General features: G+C 61.1%; 29 protein-coding genes. 10 read left to right on the top strand and 19 right to left on the bottom strand.

The window, feature by feature from the left end:
• Positions 1-105 precede the first annotated feature (105 nt).
• The 3 genes from NMAG_RS20640 to NMAG_RS20630 all read right to left on the bottom strand — a co-directional run bounded on the left by NMAG_RS20640 (position 106) and on the right by NMAG_RS20630 (position 1,806).
• Positions 106-735, bottom strand: coding sequence for a hypothetical protein (locus NMAG_RS20640; protein ID WP_004217561.1), 630 nt, complete (start codon positions 733-735; stop codon positions 106-108).
• The gene (locus tag NMAG_RS20635) at positions 732-1,172 is read right to left on the bottom strand and encodes an HNH endonuclease (protein ID WP_004217560.1); all 441 of its coding nucleotides are present in this window, start codon (positions 1,170-1,172) and stop codon (positions 732-734) included. The genes NMAG_RS20640 and NMAG_RS20635 overlap by 4 nt, the downstream gene beginning before the upstream one ends.
• Positions 1,173-1,284: 112 nt before the next feature.
• Positions 1,285-1,806 (bottom strand): helix-turn-helix transcriptional regulator, encoded by a 522-nt coding sequence (locus NMAG_RS20630; protein ID WP_004217559.1) that lies wholly within the window; start codon positions 1,804-1,806, stop codon positions 1,285-1,287.
• A gap of 242 nt (positions 1,807-2,048) precedes the next feature.
• On the opposite strand from NMAG_RS20630, the gene NMAG_RS20625 reads away from it, so the two are divergent.
• Positions 2,049-2,276 (top strand): hypothetical protein, encoded by a 228-nt coding sequence (locus tag NMAG_RS20625; protein WP_004217557.1) that lies wholly within the window; start codon positions 2,049-2,051, stop codon positions 2,274-2,276.
• Positions 2,277-2,387: 111 nt separating this feature from the next.
• On the opposite strand, the gene NMAG_RS20620 is transcribed toward NMAG_RS20625, so the two are convergent.
• Positions 2,388-5,174: a hypothetical protein gene (locus NMAG_RS20620; protein WP_004217555.1), complete on the bottom strand. Its 2,787-nt coding sequence runs from the start codon at positions 5,172-5,174 to the stop codon at positions 2,388-2,390.
• Between the two features lie 867 nt (positions 5,175-6,041).
• Here NMAG_RS20620 and NMAG_RS20615 point away from each other — a divergent pair.
• Entirely contained in the window at positions 6,042-6,299 is a 258-nt protein-coding gene (locus NMAG_RS20615) for a hypothetical protein (protein WP_004217554.1), read from the top strand.
• Between the two features lie 82 nt (positions 6,300-6,381).
• Positions 6,382-6,720 carry a hypothetical protein gene (locus NMAG_RS21330; RefSeq protein WP_012997010.1) on the top strand — a complete coding sequence of 113 codons (339 nt, stop codon included), beginning with the start codon at positions 6,382-6,384 and terminating at the stop codon, positions 6,718-6,720.
• 159 nt (positions 6,721-6,879) lie between these two features.
• Here the strand turns inward: NMAG_RS21330 and NMAG_RS20605 are convergent, their stop codons facing one another.
• Both NMAG_RS20605 and NMAG_RS20600 read right to left on the bottom strand, forming a co-directional pair.
• On the bottom strand, positions 6,880-7,278 hold the full coding sequence (locus tag NMAG_RS20605) for a hypothetical protein (RefSeq protein WP_004217552.1): 399 nt from the start codon (positions 7,276-7,278) through the stop codon (positions 6,880-6,882).
• Positions 7,271-8,041 (bottom strand): ParA family protein, encoded by a 771-nt coding sequence (locus NMAG_RS20600; RefSeq protein ID WP_004217550.1) that lies wholly within the window; start codon positions 8,039-8,041, stop codon positions 7,271-7,273. The genes NMAG_RS20605 and NMAG_RS20600 overlap by 8 nt, the downstream gene beginning before the upstream one ends.
• Positions 8,042-8,401: 360 nt before the next feature.
• On the opposite strand from NMAG_RS20600, the gene NMAG_RS20595 reads away from it, so the two are divergent.
• Positions 8,402-9,001: a tyrosine-type recombinase/integrase gene (locus NMAG_RS20595; protein ID WP_004217549.1), complete on the top strand. Its 600-nt coding sequence runs from the start codon at positions 8,402-8,404 to the stop codon at positions 8,999-9,001.
• Here NMAG_RS20595 and NMAG_RS20590 read toward each other — a convergent pair.
• Positions 8,998-9,393: a type II toxin-antitoxin system VapC family toxin gene (locus tag NMAG_RS20590; RefSeq protein WP_004217547.1), complete on the bottom strand. Its 396-nt coding sequence runs from the start codon at positions 9,391-9,393 to the stop codon at positions 8,998-9,000. The genes NMAG_RS20595 and NMAG_RS20590 overlap by 4 nt on opposite strands.
• Complete coding sequence (locus NMAG_RS22305; RefSeq protein WP_004217546.1) at positions 9,390-9,527, bottom strand: hypothetical protein; 138 nt, start codon at positions 9,525-9,527, stop codon at positions 9,390-9,392. Before NMAG_RS22305 ends, NMAG_RS20590 begins: the two co-directional genes overlap by 4 nt.
• A 216-nt stretch (positions 9,528-9,743) precedes the next feature.
• On the opposite strand from NMAG_RS22305, the gene NMAG_RS20585 reads away from it, so the two are divergent.
• Genes NMAG_RS20585 through NMAG_RS20570 form a run of 4 tightly spaced genes read left to right on the top strand, consistent with a single transcriptional unit; the run spans position 9,744 to position 11,994 of the window.
• A complete protein-coding gene (locus tag NMAG_RS20585; RefSeq protein ID WP_237076866.1) occupies positions 9,744-10,811 on the top strand; it encodes a hypothetical protein in 1,068 nt (355 codons plus the stop codon).
• 4 nt (positions 10,812-10,815) lie between these two features.
• A complete protein-coding gene (locus NMAG_RS20580) occupies positions 10,816-11,391 on the top strand; it encodes a class II glutamine amidotransferase (protein ID WP_012997008.1) in 576 nt (191 codons plus the stop codon).
• Entirely contained in the window at positions 11,388-11,672 is a 285-nt protein-coding gene (locus NMAG_RS20575; protein WP_004217543.1) for a hypothetical protein, read from the top strand. The genes NMAG_RS20580 and NMAG_RS20575 overlap by 4 nt, the downstream gene beginning before the upstream one ends.
• A gap of 46 nt (positions 11,673-11,718) precedes the next feature.
• A complete protein-coding gene (locus NMAG_RS20570; protein WP_004217542.1) occupies positions 11,719-11,994 on the top strand; it encodes a helix-turn-helix domain-containing protein in 276 nt (91 codons plus the stop codon).
• 9 nt (positions 11,995-12,003) lie between these two features.
• On the opposite strand, the gene NMAG_RS20565 is transcribed toward NMAG_RS20570, so the two are convergent.
• A complete protein-coding gene (locus NMAG_RS20565) occupies positions 12,004-12,729 on the bottom strand; it encodes a hypothetical protein (protein ID WP_012997007.1) in 726 nt (241 codons plus the stop codon).
• 33 nt (positions 12,730-12,762) lie between these two features.
• Here NMAG_RS20565 and NMAG_RS20560 point away from each other — a divergent pair, with 33 nt between their 5' ends.
• Positions 12,763-14,163 carry a hypothetical protein gene (locus tag NMAG_RS20560; RefSeq protein ID WP_012997006.1) on the top strand — a complete coding sequence of 467 codons (1,401 nt, stop codon included), beginning with the start codon at positions 12,763-12,765 and terminating at the stop codon, positions 14,161-14,163.
• A gap of 4 nt (positions 14,164-14,167) precedes the next feature.
• A complete protein-coding gene (locus NMAG_RS20555) occupies positions 14,168-14,455 on the top strand; it encodes a hypothetical protein (RefSeq protein ID WP_004268284.1) in 288 nt (95 codons plus the stop codon).
• Positions 14,456-14,465: 10 nt separating this feature from the next.
• Here the strand turns inward: NMAG_RS20555 and NMAG_RS20550 are convergent, their stop codons facing one another.
• Genes NMAG_RS20550 through NMAG_RS20505 form a run of 10 tightly spaced genes read right to left on the bottom strand, consistent with a single transcriptional unit; the run spans position 14,466 to position 21,530 of the window.
• Positions 14,466-15,140: a tyrosine-type recombinase/integrase gene (locus NMAG_RS20550; RefSeq protein WP_004268285.1), complete on the bottom strand. Its 675-nt coding sequence runs from the start codon at positions 15,138-15,140 to the stop codon at positions 14,466-14,468.
• Positions 15,141-15,177: 37 nt separating this feature from the next.
• Positions 15,178-15,459, bottom strand: coding sequence for a hypothetical protein (locus tag NMAG_RS20545; protein ID WP_004268286.1), 282 nt, complete (start codon positions 15,457-15,459; stop codon positions 15,178-15,180).
• 3 nt (positions 15,460-15,462) lie between these two features.
• Positions 15,463-16,719 carry a hypothetical protein gene (locus NMAG_RS20540; RefSeq protein ID WP_012997005.1) on the bottom strand — a complete coding sequence of 419 codons (1,257 nt, stop codon included), beginning with the start codon at positions 16,717-16,719 and terminating at the stop codon, positions 15,463-15,465.
• A complete protein-coding gene (locus tag NMAG_RS20535) occupies positions 16,712-17,320 on the bottom strand; it encodes a hypothetical protein (RefSeq protein WP_004268282.1) in 609 nt (202 codons plus the stop codon). The genes NMAG_RS20540 and NMAG_RS20535 overlap by 8 nt, the downstream gene beginning before the upstream one ends.
• Complete coding sequence (locus NMAG_RS20530) at positions 17,317-17,901, bottom strand: hypothetical protein (protein ID WP_004268280.1); 585 nt, start codon at positions 17,899-17,901, stop codon at positions 17,317-17,319. The genes NMAG_RS20535 and NMAG_RS20530 overlap by 4 nt, the downstream gene beginning before the upstream one ends.
• Before the next feature lie 3 nt (positions 17,902-17,904).
• The gene (locus tag NMAG_RS20525; RefSeq protein WP_004268278.1) at positions 17,905-18,513 is read right to left on the bottom strand and encodes a hypothetical protein; all 609 of its coding nucleotides are present in this window, start codon (positions 18,511-18,513) and stop codon (positions 17,905-17,907) included.
• Positions 18,503-19,774 carry a baseplate J/gp47 family protein gene (locus tag NMAG_RS20520; protein ID WP_004268277.1) on the bottom strand — a complete coding sequence of 424 codons (1,272 nt, stop codon included), beginning with the start codon at positions 19,772-19,774 and terminating at the stop codon, positions 18,503-18,505. Before NMAG_RS20520 ends, NMAG_RS20525 begins: the two co-directional genes overlap by 11 nt.
• A gap of 6 nt (positions 19,775-19,780) precedes the next feature.
• Positions 19,781-20,137: a GPW/gp25 family protein gene (locus NMAG_RS20515; protein ID WP_004268276.1), complete on the bottom strand. Its 357-nt coding sequence runs from the start codon at positions 20,135-20,137 to the stop codon at positions 19,781-19,783.
• 23 nt (positions 20,138-20,160) lie between these two features.
• On the bottom strand, positions 20,161-20,721 hold the full coding sequence (locus tag NMAG_RS20510) for a Gp138 family membrane-puncturing spike protein (RefSeq protein WP_004268274.1): 561 nt from the start codon (positions 20,719-20,721) through the stop codon (positions 20,161-20,163).
• Between the two features lie 5 nt (positions 20,722-20,726).
• Positions 20,727-21,530, bottom strand: a complete 804-nt coding sequence (locus tag NMAG_RS20505) for a hypothetical protein (RefSeq protein WP_237076867.1) — start codon at positions 21,528-21,530, stop codon at positions 20,727-20,729.
• Positions 21,531-21,564: the final 34 nt, after the last annotated feature.

Genomic DNA, 21,564 nt, shown 5'->3' with positions numbered 1-21,564 from the left:
TCTGATTGGTTCAGGCTCCGCTCTCCGTCGTGGGGTCCTGGTCGATACCGCACTGCAGCTCAGCGTGCTCGACGGCGCCGCGGCCGCCGATGGACTCGAGCGCCATCATGACTCTGCGGTGGGCTCGAAGTCGCCGAGTTGGCCGACCTCGTCGCCGTCTTCGGCGTCGGGATCAGCCTCCTCGGAGTCCTCCTCGTCATCCTCGTCGACGGCGTCGTCGCCGTCACTGGCGGGTTCGGTCGAGCCGTTGCCCTGCCAGTCGGGGTTGGAGCGCGCGAGTTCCTCGGCGTCGCGTACGATCGACTCGTCGAGGACGTCGCCGGCCACGTCCAGGAGGACGGTGGCGCGGCTTTCGTCGACGGTCCCGGTCGAGTCGATCGCGCTGGCCATCACGAGGAGATCCTCGAGGACGTCGCGAACGATGACGTCCTGGATGGGATCGAGGGCCTTGTTGGCCTCCTCGATCGGCGCTCGCGCCAGTCGGCCGGCGGGGAAGTCGTAGGTCCCGCTGGCGGGGTGGGATCCCGGCGTGTCGGGGATGTAGACGCACGTGAAGACGGCGTCGTCCTCACGAACGGGCAGGTTCGGATGGTGTTTGTACGACGCGATGTCGTAGTCCTCGCCCTCTCGGTGCTCGACGATCGAGTCCGCGACGCGATCGACGACCACCATCTTCCCGCCGCCCTTGCCGATGTCGTAGACGACGTCTCCGACAGAGATGTCGCCGTGCGTCATCGGCCCTGGCACCCCTTAACCGCCGTTTGAGTTGCAGCGTCGTCGCCCTCGCGAGCTTTATACTTCAGGCTCTCCGGGTCACCGCCTTCAGAACCGAACTGCCGCTCAGCCTCTTCTCGCGAGATCCGATCGCCCTCGTAGTACTCGGCATGATGCTGATTCCACGCATGCCGAGCCTCGATTGGGAGCTGCCGGTGCCACTTCCGATAAGGCGGCTTGTCGACTCGGTGAATGTGGGTGTGGCAGCTTTGACAGACTGGAATTAAATTCTCCAGTCGGTCGTCCGAGTCATCGCCATTCACGTGATGGATGGAGATTTTGTCTTGCGACCGGTCGAGATCCTCACTCTCGAGCCACTTTTCAGGTGAGCGCCCGCAAACAATGCACTCACACCCGTACTTATCGAGAACGAGCGCCCGAAGGTCGTCGTGCGTCATCGGACGTGCCTCCCCTGGTCGTTCTGGCCGACCAAGTCACCTTTCGGGCACTCCGGGTTGGTGCAGCGGTAGCACTTCTCGCTGACCTCGCCGCAGGTCTGACAGACGGTGCTCACTGCTGACCACCGGCTTCAGCCGCGGGGAGTCGTTCCGCGACGGTCTCGAGTACCCAGCTGGAGTAGTCGTCGACCAGCTGCTGACCGGTGTTGGTTGTAGAGTACTCGTTGGTCCGCCGATCCACCATCGATTTCTCGATCAGGCCGATCTCGACCAGCTCGTCCAGGTTGGGATAGAGCCGGCCGTGGTTGACGACGTCGACGTCGCGCGTTCGCTCGAGTTCGCGCTTTATGCCGAGGCCGTACGGTTGGTCCTCGGTCGCCTTCCCGCGCTCGATCCGGCGTAGGCAGAACATGATGTCCCGCTGGAATCCGGTGAGATCGCGCTGGAAGTTGACGCCGCCGTCAGTAGCGATGTATTCAGGTTCGGTGCACTGATGAGTCTCAGCATCGGTTGCCGAGAAAACTGTTCCGCAGTCGCCGCATCGAACGACAGCGCGGCCGTTTTGGACCTCTCCGTAGAGGTTGGACTGGCGCTGTTCGTTAAGCTTTACTGTATTGGGATTGTTCTCTCTCATGCTCTGGGCCTCTTTGCGTGGGAGCAAGCGGGCTAGAGCACGGACCTCATCACGAGGTTCGTAACCCTTGATTCGCGCGTTGTCTCGTTGTTTTCGCAGTGGGAGACGAGAGTCCGCGCGTCGTGATGTAATCCGTACTTTTCGCTTGCTCTGTCATGTCCGTGGAACCCCAGTATAATAAAATTGACCCTCGACGACTGTCATCGATGGTTTGAAATTAATCGACAGTGTCTGTGCTGTCGATGCCCGATCGGAATGAGGAGACGGGCCAGTTCGAATCGGCCGTCGACGAAACAGATATTGAGGATCTATTCGACTCCCGCGAACCTCGTAGCACGCGGGAGGTTGCGAACACTTTGGACATCTCACGATCGCGCGCGTACGAGCTACTCCAGGAGGCCGAAGCTAACGGCGTGATCGCGAGTAAAAAGTTCGAAGAACTCGCAGCAGTCATTTGGTATCGTGAATAGACCTTATCAAACATCAAAGGGCCGTTTTCGGTGTGCGTGTTTGATAAGGTCTTGAGAGCGCTCCCCGAGAGTGCCTCGGCTCGTCGACGAGTTGATCGGTCCACTCCACGGTCAGTCAGCCCCGGCAGTCGGAGCGGTGACCGGTTCCTGGATGCTCGTCTGTTCGGGTATCTTCCCGACCGTGATCACGTCGGGGTCGGGATGCGGACTCTTCGCGAGTGCCGCCGCTATCGAGATCCAAGCGTCCATCATCGGCCAGCGTCTGCCGAGTTCGTCGAAGTCAGGCGGCCACCGCAGTGCTTCGAGCTGGGCGTCGTCGGGATCGCCGAAGCGTTCAGCGTCGTCGATGAGGTCGAACGTGGCCTCCCAGAGGACGTCCTGGATTGTCGAGAGCGAGTCCTCGACGAGCGCCGGGACGCGGTTCTTCTCGCCCCGGTAGGAGATCGTCAGGCGGTACTTCCCGTCGTCGGTCTTCTCGATGATGTCGAACGCCCCGAGCTCGTCGCGATGATCACGGAACGACCGCGTCGAGAAGCCACCACGCTCCGCGATCTCCGATTGGGAGAGTGCGTCATCGGCACAGAGGAGTGCCTTCAGCGTTTTCCGCTTCGTCGGTGCCAGCTCGGGCATGATCCGGTCGACGTCCAGCTGCGAGAGACCGTACTTCAGCTCGTTGATCCGGACGTGACGAGGAACCGGCTCGCCCTCGAGGGCGGCGATCGCCTCGGTTGCGTCGTAGGCGTCACCGCAGAACGCCTCGAGGATGGCGATCGCATCTTCCGTCGGCTTGAGTCCACGCTGCCGGAGCATCCGTTTCGCGGCTCGTTCGATCGGCGTTCGTCGACGCTCGTCGAGAACGAAGTCGAGGGTGAACGGTTGGAAGCCGGGCTCCTCCTCCTGAAGGTCGATCTCTTCGCGATCGAAGTGCTCCAGGTAGGGACGGAGTTTCGAGAGTCCCTTCCCGACGAGGACCCACGAACCCTGGACGGTTCCACGGGGATCGGCGGCATCGACGTCGGGGCCGTCACCGATCACCTGGCGCTTCTCCGTCCGCGGTTCACAGAGAACTCGCCATGCGGAGTACTGACCGTACCTCGAGGACTGCGTCATCCGCATCGCGAGGAACTTCAACAGGCCGCGGACTCGTTTCGATCGGCCCCAGTAGTCCCGGTTGAAGTGCGGGATCGAGATCTCCCGGACGACGCGGATACCCAGGATGTCGTACAGGTCTGCGGCGATCGTCGAAAGACCGTGACCGAGCGAGAGGATCGAACGGTAGAGCTCGGGTTGATCCTTTTCCCGTTCGATGTCGTTGGTGAGTTCGACGAAGTCGTCACGGGCATCGATCAGGGCGTCCCGGTACTCGGAAGCAGACATCCCGTCCTTGAGGTAGCCCAGCTGGCGGAGGGATCGCAGCGCCCACCGGTTGCCCTCGAGGAGACCGGAGAGGTTCCCCGCCTCGCCGTCGAACGCTTCAACGGTGAAGATCTCGCGGAATGCGGCGTCACTCAGCAACGCTCGAACGTTGCACACCATACCAGCCCGGGGGCCGTGCCACTCGTAGGAGACGGCGACCTCGTCGCGGTCCTCGTCGTATCCCCACCAGGGTATGCGGCCGTCCTCGTCTCCGTTCCTTCCGGTTCGCTTCTCCATTGGCCGGTCTACGAGGCCAATACCGCCGTCTTCGGGGGCGCTCGCGACGGCTGCGTGGTGGCGGCTCCAGTTCGGGACGTAGTCCACGTCGACGCGGCCACTCCAGCGGGACGTCCGACCGGCACTGGCCTCCCCTTCCGGCCGATCGGCGTCTGGGGGGGCCTTCGTGCTCGGCCCGGAGTACACTGCATCGGCTAAACGATTTTCCGGTTGGGTTTCCGGACTCTCAGCGAAATCACTCAACTCGGTTTTTCTGCCACCTCGCGCCCTGAGAACCTCGAGTGCGGCTTCGCCAGTTGGGGTGAGATGCTCGACCTTCGCGTTACGTGGACCGTTGCTGAAAATGCAGGTCCAGGAACGAAGCGTCGAGAGGGCGTCACGGATCGATCCGTTCGAGCCGCCGAGGCGAACGTCGTTGTAGAGCTGCGTCCGGCGGCACTCGCCGCCGAGGTCCTCGATCACGCGCAGGATGTCCCACTCGCGACCGTTGGTCGGGATCTCGGCGATCGCCGCCTCGACCTGCTCCTGGTCGATGTCACTCAGTCCCAGTTCTGTAAGGGTTGGATGCGCGCTCTCAACAACGCTCTCGGGAAGGTCGTCGACGTGATCTTGGCGCAGCTTCGCGATCGTCGCCGGCGACGCGACGAGGTGGACGTCGGCGACCTCGGATAGCCAGCCGACGAACGTCAGCAGGCTCTCGCGCTGACTTCGCCGACTCGTCCATCGTCCATCCTGGTCGTCCCAGAGGTGGTCGACGTCGATCGCGATCGTCGGCTCGATCCCGACGATTCGGAGGAGCTCGAGCGGCCCGGACCGGATGTCGAACGGTTCGGTCTGGAGACCGAGCGGCCGACCAGTCCCGAGCGAGCGCGTGACCGAGAGCGCGTACCAGAAGCGGTCACCCGTATCAGCGTCTTCCGGGTCGACGTCGACGTTCGGATCCGTCGCGAGCCACTCGAGGACGGACTGGTAGACTCCATCCAACGCATTGATGGATGCAAGCTGCTCGTGGAACTCACCAGCGTCGCGACCAGCCGCTAGCGCACGAACGCCCGTGACGAGATGGCCGGGGAGCTTCGAGTGCTCCGACCAGGGATCGAAGATCTCCCGCCACAGGTTCGTCGGCGCAAGCGATGCGTCTCGTACGACGACGTCGTGCTCCGCCGGGAACTGCGCTCGAAGCGTCAGGCCCGTCGAGGCGTCATCCTGCGGTTTCGTATCTCTTGGTGTCGTTGTTGCTGCCATTGGTCCGCGAGCTCATCGCGAACCGGCGACGCCCGGAAAGGACGACACCCCAGCGCGACACAGTGACGCCTCTCACCGAGGCGCAAACGTTATCACGATGGGGCAAGAACAGGAGAGTGTCCAACCACTCCGGTTCTTGCCGGCGTTGATTTTTCGTGAGCCGTGCGTACAGGCTTTTTAGTCCATACGCTGAAACATGCCACTCTGGTACTAAAACAGTTCCCCTCGCGTCAGACATAGCTCCAACTACTGAAAGGTGGTGACGACCGTTTGAACGAGATCGGTGACAGTGTCTATTGGGGGTGTTCATTCCTGGGCCTCTTTGAAAGGAGATCCGCGGCGTAGTTGCGTGGGAGCAAGCGGGACTCGACGGATCTCCTTTCGATATCCTTGATTCGTGCGTTCAACACAAATGTACCATTAGGAGAGTAATAAAACCCCGCTAACAGCACGCCGGAACTGAACGCAAGACGGCAGAACCCTGTTAATTCCTTCTTTCCGGGGTTTAGACATAGCTTACCAGTACCGCTCCTGACATCAGAAGCGACATTACTTTTAGGGTGACGGTTGAAGCGGGCCATGTCTTCGGGATTTCCACGGTTTCGGGAATCGGGAAGACACTAAGCGGGCGTTAATTCGCCCGCACGTGCCTTCACGAGGCGTCTAACGTCGAAGGCAACCGCGGTCGGTGATACCAGCACCGGCTGCTTTCTGGGGGCAGCGTAGCGTGCGATTACCTTCGACAACGTGAACATTTAGCCAGCCGCTAATAAACCTTCTCACCCATATAGGTGACTCTAATCAGGAATTAAATCACCAGAAGCTGCCTTCAACGCGGTTAAAAACAGGAATTGTGTTGTCGGACTTATGCATCGCGAGGTCTCCTGGATGAAACCTGCCGATCCGTACATCTTGGATTTCATGGCCTCGCATGGCGCACGGATGAAACCTGCGTCCATCGCGTTGAACGTTCCATACACGTCAAATTGGGTGGGACAGCGCTGCCGCTCGCTGGCGAAACACGATCTGTTGGAAAGTTCCGGAGGTGCCTATTGGATCAGCGAGCGTGGAAGACGATTTGTCGCTGGCGAACTCAAACCCGAAGACCTTCTCGAAGAGGACTGATCGTGCGCCGATCGAGACGCCACTCACTACGACCTTATCAAACAGATTTATTAGACATGCGCTCTAAACGTTTGATAAGGTCATGCCAGAAAACGACCAACCCACTCCGCCGGAAGAAATCCCGAACTACGTCGCAGAAGGCCTCCAACGTCAAGCGGTTCCAACGCTTCGATTGATCATCGAGTACTGTCAAGACTTGATAGCCTATCTCGAGCAGCCGCCCGATCCAGAGGAGATCGCATCCGATGACTCTGTTGTCGACGTCGAAGAAAACGACAGTGGTGGTACGGTCGTCATTCGGCGCGTCAAGTGCGGAAGCGACTGCACTTGCAACAATGGCAATGGTCACGGACCTTACAAATATGTAGTATCACGGGACGGTAACGGCGGTCACAACTGGGAATACGAAGGGCCGGTCTAACCCGGTGAAAAAATCGGGGGCGAACGGCCTCCTTGCGCGGGAGCGAGTGCAACAATATTAGTCGGTGTATAACCGTTTAAAGACCAGCCAAGCCGAGTGAAAGTGAAGACTTTCGGAACTTTCCGGAAACTTCCGAAACGGATCGACGTGAGCGCCGAGTCAGTCGAGGTCGAGCTGCTCCTGAACGGTGGTCTCCTCGAGGGCAGCTTGAATCACTGCCGGGTAGAACTTCTCGTTCTTTGGGAGATCTTCACCGTGCTCACGACGCCACTCTGCTTCCAATTCAAAGAATCGGCCCTGTAACTCCTCCACTAGGTCCTCGGGAAGGTACATATTCACGTTCTTGCGCTCCCTAACAGTCGGTTTCCCGGACCTCTCTGAACCTTCTGACGTGATTTCTGTATTTGTCTTTTTTGAGGTTTTAGAGCTCTTTGAGGCCTCTGAAACATCCGATGTCTTTGTCTCTTTTGAACTCTCTGACGTCTCCGAGTTCTCCGCATCCTCCTCGTCATCGTCGTAGCGATCTTCCCACGGGTTGCGGTCGCGCTTCTCAGCCATGGAATCCCTCCAGGTGGCGAGCGACGTCGAGGTAGACTGACTCCATGTCGCACTCCTCCTCGTGCTCGAAGATCGAGACACCGTTGTTCCAGGCGCGCTGAAGGGCGACGCGCTTTCTGACCTCAAAGACAGCACAGTCCTCTTTGTCTTCAAAGACGTCTCTGAACCAGGCCATCATCTCATCGGCTTCCCCATCGACCTCGACCTCGTTCGCGACGAGTGCGAGCTCGTCGACGGGACCGAACGCGGACTCGATCGAGCGGAGCTGCTTGAAGAGAAGCTCGATCGCGCGGATGCTCGTGCTCTTCGCCTGCGCTGGGATCAGGACGTTCCCGGTCGCGACGATCGCGTTGTCGGTGAGCACGCCCAGGTTGGGCGGGCAGTCGACGAGAACGTAGTCCCAACGACCGTCGGCGTCGTCGAGGAGCATCTCGAGGCGCTCCTCTCGTTTCATCACGTTCGCCAGGGCGTCCTCGGCGTTGATCATCGTCTCGTGCGACGGGACGCAGTCGACCTCCTGGTGCTCGACGACGAGCTGCTCGAGCTCGTCCATCCGTTCAAGTTCGGGGAGGACGTCGAACAGCGAGTCGCGTTCGGGATCGTCGTAGAGGTCCTCGAACCCGAGCCCTTCCGTCGCGTGGCCCTGCGGATCCAGGTCGATCACGAGGACGTCGTTCCCGAGCTGGTTGAGCGCGCCGGCGACGTTGAGTGTGGTCGTCGTCTTCCCTGCTCCTCCTTTCTGGTTGGTAACTCCGATTCTCATGTAGCTCTCTGGCCTCAAAGAGAGCAAAGAGGTCGGAGAGTTGATAAAGCCTCGTCAGACGCTCGGCAGACCTTATCAAACACTCTAATCGCACACTCGGCCCAGATGTTTGATAAGACTCCAGCGAGATGCCGCCCTCAGAGTCCATATAGCAGCATATGATTTATTTGTCGGCGTATCGGCGATTTGGAGACCCGATCTCGGCGTACTACCCCTGGGATTGACGCCTGCAGAACTACCTTCCACGAGGAAAAATCGCAAGACGGCGTCCATTACAAGAGCTTGAACCGGTGGAAGTGTTCGATTCCAACGTCGAAGTCGAACACTATTAGAACAGTGACAGTGAAGGTTGCCAAACAGATGAGCAACGCGGACGAAGTCCACTGGTTGAAACCAGACCAGGTCGAAGCGATGCGTGCTGCCGTCCTCGAGGGCAGTCACCCTGAACGAGACAACGCGATCCTCACGCTCCTCTACGACACCGGCCTTCGCCGGGCTGAACTCTCTGGTGTCGATCGCGCGATGCTCGACGTCGACGACGAACTGCTCCGGATCCCGAGCCGGATCCAGAAGGGCTACCCCAACGATAGGGACCCGCGACCGGCCACGTTCGAGCTCGACCGCGGTGAGAATCTCAGGACGATCGCGACGCTGAATGCGTACCTCGAGGTTCGCGACGACGTCGACGCGCTGTTCCCCAGCCAGATGAGTACCCGGATGTCGCCGAAAGGTGTGAACGATGTCGTCAAGCGCGCGGCTCGACGAGCTGATATTCGACCGTTCACGTTCGAGGGACGCGGTGGGCCGGACGACGTCTCAGCGCATACGCTTCGTCACTCACTCGCCTGGCGAATGCTACGCGTGGAGACAGGAAACATCCTCTACGACGTCAGGAATCGACTTCGACACCGCTCGCTTCAAACCACAGAACGGACGTACGACCACTTCGAGACGATTTAGGACTCGAGGACCTCCTCCGGGGAGATCGCGCCGTTGTCGAGAAGCTCGCCATCGAACGTGACGAGCGGGCCGCCCACCTCTTTCGACGTCGCGAGGATCACCGTGTCCATCGTGTAGAGCAGCGTCTCGCGCTGGATCGCGTACGCCTCGAGGAGGTCGCTCGACTCCGGTCCGTACACGTCCATCCGGTCGAACAGCCCATCGATCAGCTCCTCGACGCGCTCCTGCTCGAACTTCTTCTTTTTCGTCAGGACCGTCCGGTACTCCATCACGTTCAGCAGCGTCGTCGCGAACTCGTAGTCGGCGTCGAGAAGATCCCGCGCCACCTCACCCCGCTCCGGTTCGCCGACCGTCGCCGCGATGAGGATGTTCGTGTCGACGAACAGCGTCATTCGCGCTCGCGCAGCTCGCGGACCGATTCAACCGAATCGATCTCGGAGTCCGGCAGCGCCTCGTAGAGGAACGTCCCCAGCGGGACGTCGTCCTCGCCATCGCTTCCGTCGCCGCCCGTCGACGTCGGCTCCATATTACTACGATTGGTGACGATTGCCATAGGTCTTACTCGGCCTCCTCGAGGTCGCGGTTGCTCATGTCAAAAAAGAACAGGCGCATCCGTAAGTAAATTTCGCGGCCTTCCCGACCACGCCGATTCGTCCGAAATCGCCATACTTGACGGTTAACTACGTGGGACAACCTTTATTATTACCCCTATGCATGAGACACCTGCAGGAGGCCTAAAACGATGAAAACAGACGGAAGAAGCCCGTTTACGCACGGAATGGAGATCGAGCAGTTCCCCGGCCCGCTCCCCAGCGACGTCCGGAGCTACACGATGAACAACAACCGCGGCAGCCTCGACGGCTGGCACAACGACGCGAGCGGCCCCCGCGAGACCTCGATCGGCGCGTACAAGAACTGCAAGACGATCCTCAACCGGTTCTACAAGGACACGCGCGACGAGGACATCACCTGGGACTGGCACGGAGCCAACAACGGCGCTGGCGCGGGCTCGCACGTTCACCTCTGCGTGGCCGGGGACGTCTTTGACGACGAGATCACCGCGTGGACGATCAGCTACAACACCGTAGCCGAGATCTTCCCGTTCCTCGCGCCGTACTTCTGCCACGACTGGGAGAACGGCTTCCGCGAGGGGACGACCTACCGCCGCAGCGAGCTCAACGTCGAGCACTGGGCGGACGGCCAGACGACGCGACTCAGCCAGGACAGCGTCCGCGACCGCGTCGCGAACCCCCGGAGCTACCGGCGCGAGTACAGCAGCGTCACGTTCAACCCCGCGCAGGCGAGCGGGAAACCGCTCACCATCGAACTGCGCGCGAACGACGCCCACCCGGCGATGGCCCTCAACGGCCTGCTTACGCTCCGGCGCGTCACCGGCCGCGCGATCGAGGCTGGCTGGAGCCCCAAGCTGGAGAACCACCGCCGCACCCTCGAGCGCGTCTACGAGAAAATCTACCAGCGCGCGACCGACGTCGGCCTGATGACCGCGATGCAGGAGCCCATCGAGGGCGGCATCACCTTCCAGGAGGGACGCGGGATCCCGGGCGTCGACCAGCGCGAGTTCGAGAGCGCGTGGGACGTCCTCCGCGCCATCCAGGTAGCGTACCCACAGACGCCGAACACCTGGCGCTGCCGGGCGTACAACCTGGTTCGAGCCGGGCGCGACGAGTACTCGCCCGCGAACAACGTCGACGCGCTCTGGAACATCGACGCCGAGCAGGGCGAGTTCCGCTGGACGAACGGCCCGCGCGACCACACCAGCACCGCCGACACCGCCGAGGAGGAGGCCTAAGACGATGTGCTGGATGAGCATCTACCGCGGCGACGACGCCCCCGAGCGGGCGGTCGCGGCCTGCCAGCAGAACGAGCAACGGTCGGGCGGCCACTCCTGGGGCGTCGCGGTTGCCGTCGACGGCGAGCTTCACCGCGAACGCGGCGTGGGCGCGATGCCCATCGACGCTGTCGACGCGCTCCCCGAGGCCGACGTCGCTCTCGGGCACACCCGCTTCGCCACCCGCGGCGAGATCTCGCTGCGGAACGCCCACCCGTTCGAGGTTCGTGACCGAGACGGCGAACCGGTCGCGATGCTCGCCCACAACGGCACCTGGCTGTCGGCTCCGGACGTCGACGACCGCGCGGACAGCTGGTACATGGCCCGACTGATGGAGTCCATCTACTGCGCCGAACCCGCGCGGCCGTTCGAGGAGATCGTCCGGGCGACCGGAGAGACCACCGGCGAGACGATGACCGTCCTGCATCGCGACGGGTCGGCGTACACCTACTCCGGCCGCTACGAGATCACCGAAGACGACCACTGCGTCCGTAGCAGCGGCGGAACACCTATTCCCGATGGGGTCGTGACGAAGATATGATGAAAGCAACCGAGATTCACTACAACACCGACACCGGCGTTGTCACTGCTCACCAGAACGGCGATCGTAAACGAACCGTCACCGAGAACTGTACCGGCGTCGACCTGGTCGCTGGTGACGACGTCAGCGTTCGCATCGACGCGAAGATGGTGCACGTCGAAACGCTGACCGAGGAACCGCTACTCGTCCGCGAGAAGAAGGACGGCGGCGAGCTCGAGGTGCTCACTACTCGCCGCCCCGATCGCGAGACTCCCGTCCACGAGTCGAAGCCGCGACGGTGAACTACGTAGGAGTACCGTTATAGTACTGGAGAGGAAAACAGAGACCATGACCGGAGGCGATGTCCGCGGCGACGTCGAACAGGCCGAGGACGGACTATTCCAGCCGAAGTATCGAGACGAGGACGTCATTGACGCGCTCGTCGAGGCGCACCCCGAACCGTTGACCGTCGGCGAGGTGGCCGACGGCGTCGGATGCTCTGAAACCACTGCACACAACCGCCTGCACGGGCTTTTCGACGACGAATACCCCGGCCTCGAGACGAAGAAAGTCGGTGCGAACGCACGCGTCTGGTGGGTGAACCCCGACCAGTTACCCGAGTAAGTCGTCTTCTCACTGCGGAGCCTTCAACCACTCAAGCCACAGATCCTTTGCCCTCGAGGTCGCCTCGAATCGGTCGTGTTCCTTCAGCTCGTCCGTGACCTCGCGGACGCCGCGGTCGATGTCCATCCCCTTCGCGATCAAGTGCCAGTACGCGAAGAACACGCTGTGAGCGGAGTACTCCTGGTGGGCGGTGACCAGCGTCTCGCCTGGCTCCTCACCCGGGAACAGCGTCGCGTGACGCTGTCTCGGGATCAGCAAGATGACGAGGAACCGGATCCCCGGCGGCATCCCCTCGATCACTTCTGCGTCGAACCAGATGTCGTATTTCTCGAAGCCGTACTTGACCAGCGACGCTGCCTCCTGGCGACCGTCCGGGAGGCCCTTGTGCGCGGCCACCGGTCCATCCAGGTAGCCGTGGTCCTCCTGGAAGACGTCGATCGCCTCGTCGACGTCGAGCTCGAGGACGCCGACCGTCTCCCGCTCCGGATCGATTTCGTAGTGAGTGTACGCTCCAGCCGACTCGGCCAGCTTGTCCAACAGCGGAAGCTGCGAGCGAATCCCGCGCCAGCCGTCGGTGCCGATGGACCAGAGCAGACCCTCGTAAAAGAGGACGTACGTCGCCAGGATGATGAACAGCGGCGCCGCGATCGTCAGCGGTTCGGACCGCGAGATCTCGTCGAGCGCGGTTCCGGTCTGTGCAACTGCGGTCTGTACGTCGATGGAGTTGTAACTCATCGTACTGGTTGTGGGTTTCTGGGTTAGTTCGTGATGGATCCGATCAGCGAGTCCATCGTCGCGATGGAGGCCGTGATCGATTCGGACGATATCGCGCTCCCCGCTGTCGTCGAGAGCCAGATCGCGATGGACGCGGTGAGCACGTCGCAGACCGCAATGGACGCGGTGAGCGACTCCCAGACGGCAATGGACGCGGTGAGCGACTCCCAGACGGCAATGGACGCGGTGAGCGACTCCCAGACGGCAATGGACGCGGTGAGCGACTCCCAGACGGCAATGGACGCGGTGAGCGACTCCCAGACGGCAATGGACGCGGTGAGCGCGTCCGCCGTCGCGATGGAGGCAGTCGCCGCCTCCACTATCGCGATGGATGCCGCGATCGCCTCGGAGGACATCGCGCTACCGACAATCGTCGAAACTGAGACGGCCATGAACGAGGTCAGTCTCTCCGATCTCGCGCTCGATTCGCTCTGGGAGAGCGACGTTGCGTGGGGGATGATCCGCGACCTCTCGATGGCCGTCGGGAAGTTCGCTGTGGGCCGAGCGGGCCTCAGCGGCTATGACTACGCCGATATCGACGATGTCGCCTCCTCTCAGACCGCGATGGACGCGGTAAGTACGTCCGAGACGGCCATGGACGCGGTAAGTACGTCCGACACCGCGATGGACGCGGTAAGTACGTCCGAGACGGCCATGGACGCGGTAAGTGCCTCCACCCTCGCGATGGATGCGATCTGGGATTCGCAGCTTGCCTGGGACACCGTTGCTGCCGTCTCGATGGCGGTCGGGAAGTTTGTAGCCGCCAGAGCGGGCCTGGAGGGCTCGAATTACGCCGATATCGATGCCGTCGCGTCTGACCAGACGGCGATGGATTCGGTTGCGGGCTCCCAGACGGCGATGGACGCGGTTGCGGCGTCCATCATGCCGCGAAGTGCCGTCTTCGACTCTGACTACGCTGTTTCCTCTCTTTGGGCGGCGTCTCCGGGCGCAAGGACTATCCTCGAAGAGGGAGGTTCACCGACGCTCCCGCACACCTACGACGACAGCCGTTCAGGATCGTCTGGGACACACCTCCGAATCGAAGACGGAAGCGACATCAGTCTCCCTGGAAACGCTACGTCGGCCCTCGAAATCGAGGTTGTTGATTCCGACGATCCCTACCGTCGTGGTCTCACATTGGAGTTGGATCTGAGCAACGCGACCACGCTCGAGTTCGAGATGCGAGCCGACTCCGTCCCTGACTCTCGTATTGATCACGGAGTCGAGGTTGACGGATCCACCCTATTCTCGAATAGCGGGAATAGCAGCTGGACGAATCGGAGCGTAGATGTTTCGGAGTACAGTGGTACCCACGACGTACTGTTCTTCACGGATACTGATTCGTGGACTGGCGGCGACTGGATGACCTACTTCAGCAATATAAACCTGATCTGAACCAATGCAACTGATCTTCACACCGGATGACTCCGGCACGAACCGGGCGAGTGGCTACGCGACCGTTCCATACTCCAGTGACAGCGAAGAGGAAACGGTCGCCGAAATCACAGAAGACGTGCTCGCAAGCGTATTTCAGGAGGCTCAGGACAACGGAGCCACACTCAAAGGTGCTGACGAATCGATCGACACTGCTGTCGATGATCCCCTCTCGTACCGCGATTACCTCATCCTTAGGGACGGCGAGATCGTCTTCGACGAGAGTTACTCACGCAACCAAAACGAAGGATGAAGTGGCGCGATCAGCCGTAGATCTCGAGTAGAGCTCGCTTCGTTCGGCCACCGGAAATCCGGATGTACTTCTCAGCTGTGGACAGCTTCGCCCAGCCCATCATCGCCTTCATCGACGCGATGTTGAGGCCCTCGTACGCGTGCGTCGACGCAGCCGTTGCACGGAGCGCGTGTGGGTAGACTCGGCGGTTGAGGTCCGAGGCCTCAGCTGCATCCTTCACGCGGCGGCGGCAGGTGTTGACGCTCAACGGAACCTCGTAGTAGTACTCGAAGAACGAGCTGACGACGTCCTCGACGTCCTCATCGAACTCGTAGGGGACGGCCCGCTCGGCCGCCTCTGTCTTCGGCTCCCAGTACGACTTCAGGAGCTCGTCGAGATCGCGGTTCTCGGGATCGTTCTGGTAGGTCCGGTTGGCCTGGCGCCGGCAGTAGCCGCAGAGGCCGCCGTCGCGCCCCTTCTCGCAGGGCTCGTGGCTCGGAACTTCAATCAGGCCTTGGTCGGGCTTGACCCAGGTCCGCTTCATGTGGGCGATCTCCCCGATCCGCATCCCGAGCTTCCCGCTCATCGTGATGACGAACGTGGCTTCGAGGTTCGCGGGCGGCGTCAGAAGGTGCGCGCCGTCCAGGAGTTTCTGGAATTCGGTCTCGTTCAGTGCGTCTTCGTGGGCATGTCTCTCTTTGGACATACACCACGCCGGTCACACTGGTGACCTATCTGGCCATTTATTCGTTGCTACGAGTATATCCCTCGTCGAAGACGATCTCGCCGTTCTTGAGAATTAGAAAGTCGCGGTAGGGGAGCGGATCCTCAACTGCTGCCCCGATCCCCTCATCCACGCTAGAGAGCGTCTTACCGTCAGACTTCGCCGCCTCGAAGATTGCCGCAAGCTCGCTTTTAGTTGTTTCAACGACCGTCTCGTCCTCCGCATCGCTGGAGTATGGAACGGTCGCGTAGCCACTCGCCCGCTTCGTGCCGGAATCCTCCGGTGTGAAAATGAGTTCCATCGGTTATTCGAGTTTCATGTCGCTGAACTCGGCATATTCAGACGAACTACCAACGCTGCCGAACGTTTCCATTCGGATGTAAAGAGATTCGCCGCCTGAACGACCGTTGTACCGGTCCGAGATATAGTCATCCGGACTGTTGTCGTAGCCTTCGAGCCCGAGCTCGATCGTCGTCTCACCGCTGTACGAGGAGACGTCAAAGCTCCGCTCAGTCCAAGAGGAGTGGTCGCTGTCTGTGCCGAATACCTCCGATCCACCGATCTTAATTTTCAGATCAGGCGATCCGTTGTCCGCCCTCGTGTAGACGCTGAAGGTGCTGCTGTTCGAGAGATCGAACGACTGGCTCCACCAACCGCTGTTCGTCGGGTCGTTCGCGAAGTCGCCCGTGTCCCAGATGGTGCCGCTCGCGAGGTCTGTCGACCAGATCGTGTCGTACGTGTACGCACTGGAAATCGCAGCGGTTCTTGCGATGATGGACGCCGCAACCGCGTCCATCGCCGTCTGGGAGCCCCCAACCGCATCCATCGCTGTTTCGGACGTACTTACCGCGTCCATGGCCGTCTCGGACGTACTTACCGCGTCCATGGCCGTCTCGGACGTACTTACCGCGTCCATCGCGATCTCCTCTTCGACAATCGTCGGTAACGCGATATCGTCTGAAGCGATCACCGCGTCCATCGCGAGGGCGCTGGCGGCGACTGCCTCCATCGCGACGGTGGAGACGCTCACCGCGTCCATCGCCGTCTGGGAGACGCTCACCGCATCCATTGCCCGCTGGTCGACAGAGACCAGATCCATCGCGGCCGCGTCGTCTGCGACTTCGCCGATATCGGCGTAGTCCGCCCCGTCGAGTTCGACCAGTCCAGCAACGAACTTTCCGACCGCCATCGCGACGTCTCGGACGATCTGCCAAGCGATTTCGCTCTCCCAGATCGTATCCAACGCGACGTCGGACACGCTGATCGGATCCATAGCTGTGGACGACTCGCTGATCGAGTCCATCGCGGTCCGGGCGATACTGACCGCTTCCATCGCCGCCTGCGTGTCAGCGATCAGCTGGGCTCGAGTTTCGTCGTCGATCATCTCATCGATGATCGCCTGATACCGGCAGGCGGTCGCCATCGTCGAGTAGGACTTGACGATATCCTCGAACGCCTCAGCGTACAGTTCTTGTCGATCCTGGGCGTCGAGGTCCTCGGGGTACATCCCAAAGAGGACCTTGTCGTCGACGCCACCGCTCGGTTCCCAGATTTTACTCATCTTGTGTTACCTCGTAGCTCTGGTTTTCCTCTTCCACGAAGAACTCCGTCCCGAGGGGGAAGTCCTCGGCGCTGGGGAGGTCCTCGATCGTTTCGACGGTCACCTTTCCGGCCTTGACGACCGGCCCGATGTACCGTTCGTTTCGTGCCTCAACGACGCCACTGCCGTCAGTGTCGAAGCTCCAGATCACGACCGACGGGTCATCGTCGTCGATCTCGCTCGCGAGGTCGACCAGGACTCGGTCGGCCTCGTCGCGAGTGTCGTGTTCATCGGAGTGGTAAATCGCGTCGGGATCCCACCCGATCGCGACCTCTTGGTCCTGGGTGTTGGCCTCGAGTGTGATCTCACGGGGTTCGTCGAGCATCACGAGGCCGTCGACGAACGCCTCACCCGGCCCGATCTCCACAGTCAGGTCTTCGCTACTGTACGTGACCTCGAACGCCGTGAACACCGTCTCGTCGATGTCCTCGTACCGCTGGGCGGACTTCGTCGGGTCGCTCGCCGGGACGATCCATCCATCACTGTACTGGCCCCAGGCCTCTGCCATCTCGATCCCGTAGAGGTTCGAGCCGGAGGCGCCGGGAAGGACGCGCTCGGTCATGAGCTCACCACCGTCTCGTCGGCGACGTCGTGGTAGCTGATATCGACCCGGATCCGGACCGCGTGATCGGTCGTCTTCGGCCGGAGGCGATCGTCGTCGAGGATGACGCGGTTCACGAGCATGTCCCCGGCGTCGCCGGGGTCGGCGGCCGTGACCAGTCCCGACTCGATCAGCTCGTCTCCGACCGCGTCGTCGGAGCCGAGAAGCGTGATCGTCCGGTAGCGTTCGACCTCCTGGATGATGTCGCTGAGTTCCGTCCGGTAGTTCTCGCCCTCGAGTTCCTCGTCGTCTTCGTCCGGCGGCGTATCGTCATCGCCGAACGCGAGGTGCGTTGCCTCGACTGGATCGACGTCGACGTCCGGGTTGAGTAACTCGGCGAGATGCGTTCGGTACTCGAGCGTCGTGACGTTGTGCTCGGAGAACTCGCCTACCGGGTCGACGTCCTCGAGTGCGCCGAGGCGCTCGCGGTCAGTCATCGCTTCCCAGCCGGGGATGCGATTCGCCAATTCGTCTGCGTCGTAGAGGTCGACCTGAACGTTATCGGCCAGGCTGACCGTTTCGCTTGCTGTTACTGAAGTCATGGATCAACTGAGTGTGTCGATGTTCGTCCGCGCGTCGTCGACGTACGCCGTCTGCACCGTGTCGATCTCGGCGGAGACGTCGTCCTGGACGCCGACAATTTCCTCGACGTCGAACTCGATGAGGAGGCCGACCGAGACGCCGATCGCGACAACGGTATCGACGACGGAGATGAACTCGTCGTCGCCAATCCCTGCATCGTCCAGCGCCTCACCGTCGACGCTGACGTTGAGGTGCATCGGCTCGCGATCGTACGGCTCCTCGATCTCGACATCGGCAGCATCGATGTCCAGGAGGACTGCGATGACGTCGCGGATCTCGTCGACGGTCGCCGACGTCAGCTGTGCTCGCAACGCAACCTGCAGTCGGGCTCGATAGTTCGAGTCGGGTTCGCCCCGCTGGCGGTCCAAGTCGAAGATCGTCCCGAGACGGTCCAGCTGCTCGCCGGTTGCATCGGTGACGAACTTCGATTCGAGGACCTGCTCACGGGCCTCCTCAAGCTCGGCGAACTCGGCGGCGAACGTTTCGAGAATCGCGTTCCAGATATCGCCGTCGGTCGGGTACGGACTGTTCAGCGTCCGTTCGAGGCGCTCGCGGACATCCTCACGACTCATCGATGGATACCTCATCGAGGCCGGTCATCGCCGCCTCACGGTCGTCGATGTCGATGTTCTCGGTGTCGAGGTCCTCCTCGTCAGTACCGACCTCGAGGTCTGCCTCGATGACGCCGCTGGTTTCCATCACGCGGCGGAAGATCTGGTCGTAGATCACTTCGTCTCCGATCTCCAGACCGGGATAAACGATGTCGTCACCGGCTTCGCCGCCGATGTACTGGATGATCCGATCGGTGATCGTGTCGATGTCGTCATCGGAGAACGAATCTGACGTCGTGAGTTCTGCGTCGACGTAGATCGTTATCTCTTCTGCCCGGTCGAAGTGCTCCGTACTCTCGTCACCAGCGTCGAACTCTGCCGTTCCACTCTCTTCACCGATCGATTCGGTCCCAGCACCACGCGCCTCGAGGATGGCCTGCGCGATATCATCGTCTTCAATCTCCGGTGCGAACACCGTGACTCGCGGTCCGAACCCTTCGTCTTCGTCTCGGACTTCGTCGATTCGGACGTCGATGATGTCCTCGTCGTAGTTGTAGACGCTCGATTCCATCGCCGGCGCGGTCGACGTGCCACCCTCGGCGAGCGAGTTCTGGTAGCGTAGTCTGAACTCGGCGTCGCTCTCCCGATCTCTACCTGGTTGAAAGCCTTCGTCCTCGTCTCCGGTGGGCAGTTCGTTTTCGACGTCGTCGACACCAGCAACGGGATCCCCGAACTCGGTTATCTCACCGGCGGGAATGTTGGTCTCTTCGCCGAGCCACTCCTCATCGAGGTCAACCTGCCAGGCTTTCCGGGCTTCGATCGATGCGGTGACCTCGGTCTGGCCCTCCTGGAGGATGACCTCTTCAGTCGTTTCGAACGGGATGGCCGGGCGGGTGTCGGATCGCCTCGTAGTCACCTCGGTCTCTTCGTCGATCGTGATGTCGTCGTCGGCGGGATCGTCGCGTTTGAAGACGACTTCGCCGGTCGCCGACTGAGACGGTTGACGACTGAAGCCAGCGAGCGCCAGCTGTTTATCAAGCGCCTCACCAGAGGCATCCTCGAAAAATCCTGCGTAGTAGACTTCTTCGAGCGCCATCCACTGAACAGCGGCCTCCTGTGTCAGTATGTCGATGATGGCCTGTTGCCCCGAGCTCGGGTTGAACTCGATGTCTTCTCCGGCTGTGTTTTTGAATCGACGCTCGGCGTCATCTCGAATGACGTCGACGTGCTTGCGCCGGAATGTTCCATCGTCCTGTACTCCGTAATCGCTGTTTTCACTCATCGTGATTTACACCTCCAGATCGAATCCGACCGACGTTCCGTCGACGAGCGTGACGTCGATATCGACGGTCGTCTTCCGGTTCGCTCCGGCGTCGTCGGTATCGACAGCATCGACTGACGAGACGCGATCGTCGTCCTCGAGCGCCGATCGGATTCCCCGTTCGATGATCGCTGGGTCGGCCCCTGCGGCCTCGAGGATCGCGAGACCGTGATCGGGGTTGAACGGATCCTCGCCCTCGATCGTCGCGAGCATCGTTCGAAGTTCCTGTTCTACACCGGCGGCACCGCCGGTAAAAACTAAGTTACCGCCCTCGACGCGGAAGTCACCCTCCGCTGTCTGGGCCAGTGTTCGTTTGAATTTCATGCGTGTGTTGTGAAGAATCGGTCTTATTCGTCGGGAGCCTCGGTAGTACCCGAGAGCGACGAGGAGTCCTCGCCACCACCGTCGTAGTCGAAGTCGTGGGAGTGCTCGGTGAACGCGATGCCGTCGACGAACAGTTCTGGCTCCACATGGACGCCATCGTCGTCGAGCCGGAACTCGCTCCCCGACTCGTGCTTGACCACGAACTCGTCGTCCTCGTGGTCTGGGACGTCGTCCTCGTCGAGCCAGAGTTGCGGGAAGAAGACAGCGTCTTCGAGCTCGAACCGGCGTTCGCTCCCGGGCTCCTGCTCGCCTCGCTGCTGGATCTGTTTTTCGAGTGGCTCCTTCGGATGGAGAACCAACCCTTCAACACCCCGATCGACGGGGATCACGACTCCGAAACCATCGCCTGCCCAGGTCGATGCGATCGGGACGTTGTCGATCAGCAGGTCGCTGTCGCGCTTGAGTGAGACAGTCGCCCGTCGATCGTCGTCGACCTCTTCAACTCGGACGAACGTTACTGTCTGAGCGGACTGTACTTCTGACCGGACGATGCCCTTTAATTCCGAGATTAGGTTTGATGGCATAATGATTATGCAACTGAGTAATCGGCGTCGATGGGGATCAGCGTCCCATTCACGATGTGTGTACCGGACGTAGTGTCCGATGAGAACTCGAACGAGTCCACACGGTAGCCGCCGCGGTGCTGATCGACGTCGACGTAGACGGCCGCGCCCTTACGGATCCGAGGGTCGAGCATGGTTTCGAAGTCCAGTTCGAGCTCGGCGTCGTCGTCCTCACTCGATGCTTCGTTGATCGAGACCAGCGAGGAGTCGTAGCTCAGCTCCGGTGCATCGACGGTCTCCTGGTTTCGAGGTTGAAAGTAGCCGCGCCCTTGCTCGGCGTACCACTCCCAGGCCTCTCCAGAGATCTCAACTGCGTACTCGAGCAGCTCGTCGACGAGGTCCCGGGCGCGCTTGTCTGGCGTCGCCGACCACACGCCCTGGATGTTCCCTCCAACCGGCTCGACCGCAGCGGTCAGGCCACAGGACTGGAAGATATCCGAGGCGATCTCGTCTGGTGAGGTGTTCACCCAGCTCTTCTGGCCCCAGTCCTCGTCGGGTCTGGCGTAGGTGGCACCTTCCGACTCGTCGATGCCTTTGATCTGGTAGCGGAGGTCGCCTCCATCCATCTCCGGCTTTGTGCTCGTGATCTCACCGAAGCAGACCGTCGCGATCTCCCCGTCGGCCCACCCGAGTTCGATGCGGCACTGGTCACCTTCATCGATTTTCCGCCAGGAGGCCTCGCTGAGGTTCCACGTCGACACCTCGAACTCGAGCGGGTCATCGCTCGATTTCGTGACGGATATATCGAGATCGAGCCCGTCCAAATTCACATCGCCCGCCTGGACGCTTCTGTGCTGTTGAAAC

This window comes from Natrialba magadii ATCC 43099 (genome assembly GCF_000025625.1).
In the GTDB taxonomy this organism is placed as follows: Archaea; Halobacteriota; Halobacteria; order Halobacteriales; family Natrialbaceae; genus Natrialba; species Natrialba magadii.
The sequence above is the reverse complement of the archived record's forward strand: the minus strand, read 5'-3'. Positions and strand labels throughout refer to the sequence as shown.

Bases quoted from the DNA above. Each gene is read 5' to 3' on its own strand.
- NMAG_RS20640 (WP_004217561.1), bottom strand. From the start codon at position 735: ATGACGCACGGCGACATCTCTGTCGGAGACGTCGTCTACGACATCGGC.
- NMAG_RS20635 (WP_004217560.1), bottom strand. From the start codon at position 1,172: ATGACGCACGACGACCTTCGGGCGCTCGTTCTCGATAAGTACGGGTGT.
- NMAG_RS20630 (WP_004217559.1), bottom strand. From the start codon at position 1,806: ATGAGAGAGAACAATCCCAATACAGTAAAGCTTAACGAACAGCGCCAG.
- NMAG_RS20625 (WP_004217557.1), top strand. From the start codon at position 2,049: ATGCCCGATCGGAATGAGGAGACGGGCCAGTTCGAATCGGCCGTCGAC.
- NMAG_RS20620 (WP_004217555.1), bottom strand. From the start codon at position 5,174: ATGGCAGCAACAACGACACCAAGAGATACGAAACCGCAGGATGACGCC.
- NMAG_RS20615 (WP_004217554.1), top strand. From the start codon at position 6,042: ATGCATCGCGAGGTCTCCTGGATGAAACCTGCCGATCCGTACATCTTG.
- NMAG_RS21330 (WP_012997010.1), top strand. From the start codon at position 6,382: ATGCCAGAAAACGACCAACCCACTCCGCCGGAAGAAATCCCGAACTAC.
- NMAG_RS20605 (WP_004217552.1), bottom strand. From the start codon at position 7,278: ATGGCTGAGAAGCGCGACCGCAACCCGTGGGAAGATCGCTACGACGAT.
- NMAG_RS20600 (WP_004217550.1), bottom strand. From the start codon at position 8,041: ATGAGAATCGGAGTTACCAACCAGAAAGGAGGAGCAGGGAAGACGACG.
- NMAG_RS20595 (WP_004217549.1), top strand. From the start codon at position 8,402: ATGAGCAACGCGGACGAAGTCCACTGGTTGAAACCAGACCAGGTCGAA.
- NMAG_RS20590 (WP_004217547.1), bottom strand. From the start codon at position 9,393: ATGACGCTGTTCGTCGACACGAACATCCTCATCGCGGCGACGGTCGGC.
- NMAG_RS22305 (WP_004217546.1), bottom strand. From the start codon at position 9,527: ATGGAGCCGACGTCGACGGGCGGCGACGGAAGCGATGGCGAGGACGAC.
- NMAG_RS20585 (WP_237076866.1), top strand. From the start codon at position 9,744: ATGAAAACAGACGGAAGAAGCCCGTTTACGCACGGAATGGAGATCGAG.
- NMAG_RS20580 (WP_012997008.1), top strand. From the start codon at position 10,816: ATGTGCTGGATGAGCATCTACCGCGGCGACGACGCCCCCGAGCGGGCG.
- NMAG_RS20575 (WP_004217543.1), top strand. From the start codon at position 11,388: ATGATGAAAGCAACCGAGATTCACTACAACACCGACACCGGCGTTGTC.
- NMAG_RS20570 (WP_004217542.1), top strand. From the start codon at position 11,719: ATGACCGGAGGCGATGTCCGCGGCGACGTCGAACAGGCCGAGGACGGA.
- NMAG_RS20565 (WP_012997007.1), bottom strand. From the start codon at position 12,729: ATGAGTTACAACTCCATCGACGTACAGACCGCAGTTGCACAGACCGGA.
- NMAG_RS20560 (WP_012997006.1), top strand. From the start codon at position 12,763: ATGGATCCGATCAGCGAGTCCATCGTCGCGATGGAGGCCGTGATCGAT.
- NMAG_RS20555 (WP_004268284.1), top strand. From the start codon at position 14,168: ATGCAACTGATCTTCACACCGGATGACTCCGGCACGAACCGGGCGAGT.
- NMAG_RS20550 (WP_004268285.1), bottom strand. From the start codon at position 15,140: ATGTCCAAAGAGAGACATGCCCACGAAGACGCACTGAACGAGACCGAA.
- NMAG_RS20545 (WP_004268286.1), bottom strand. From the start codon at position 15,459: ATGGAACTCATTTTCACACCGGAGGATTCCGGCACGAAGCGGGCGAGT.
- NMAG_RS20540 (WP_012997005.1), bottom strand. From the start codon at position 16,719: ATGAGTAAAATCTGGGAACCGAGCGGTGGCGTCGACGACAAGGTCCTC.
- NMAG_RS20535 (WP_004268282.1), bottom strand. From the start codon at position 17,320: ATGACCGAGCGCGTCCTTCCCGGCGCCTCCGGCTCGAACCTCTACGGG.
- NMAG_RS20530 (WP_004268280.1), bottom strand. From the start codon at position 17,901: ATGACTTCAGTAACAGCAAGCGAAACGGTCAGCCTGGCCGATAACGTT.
- NMAG_RS20525 (WP_004268278.1), bottom strand. From the start codon at position 18,513: ATGAGTCGTGAGGATGTCCGCGAGCGCCTCGAACGGACGCTGAACAGT.
- NMAG_RS20520 (WP_004268277.1), bottom strand. From the start codon at position 19,774: ATGAGTGAAAACAGCGATTACGGAGTACAGGACGATGGAACATTCCGG.
- NMAG_RS20515 (WP_004268276.1), bottom strand. From the start codon at position 20,137: ATGAAATTCAAACGAACACTGGCCCAGACAGCGGAGGGTGACTTCCGC.
- NMAG_RS20510 (WP_004268274.1), bottom strand. From the start codon at position 20,721: ATGCCATCAAACCTAATCTCGGAATTAAAGGGCATCGTCCGGTCAGAA.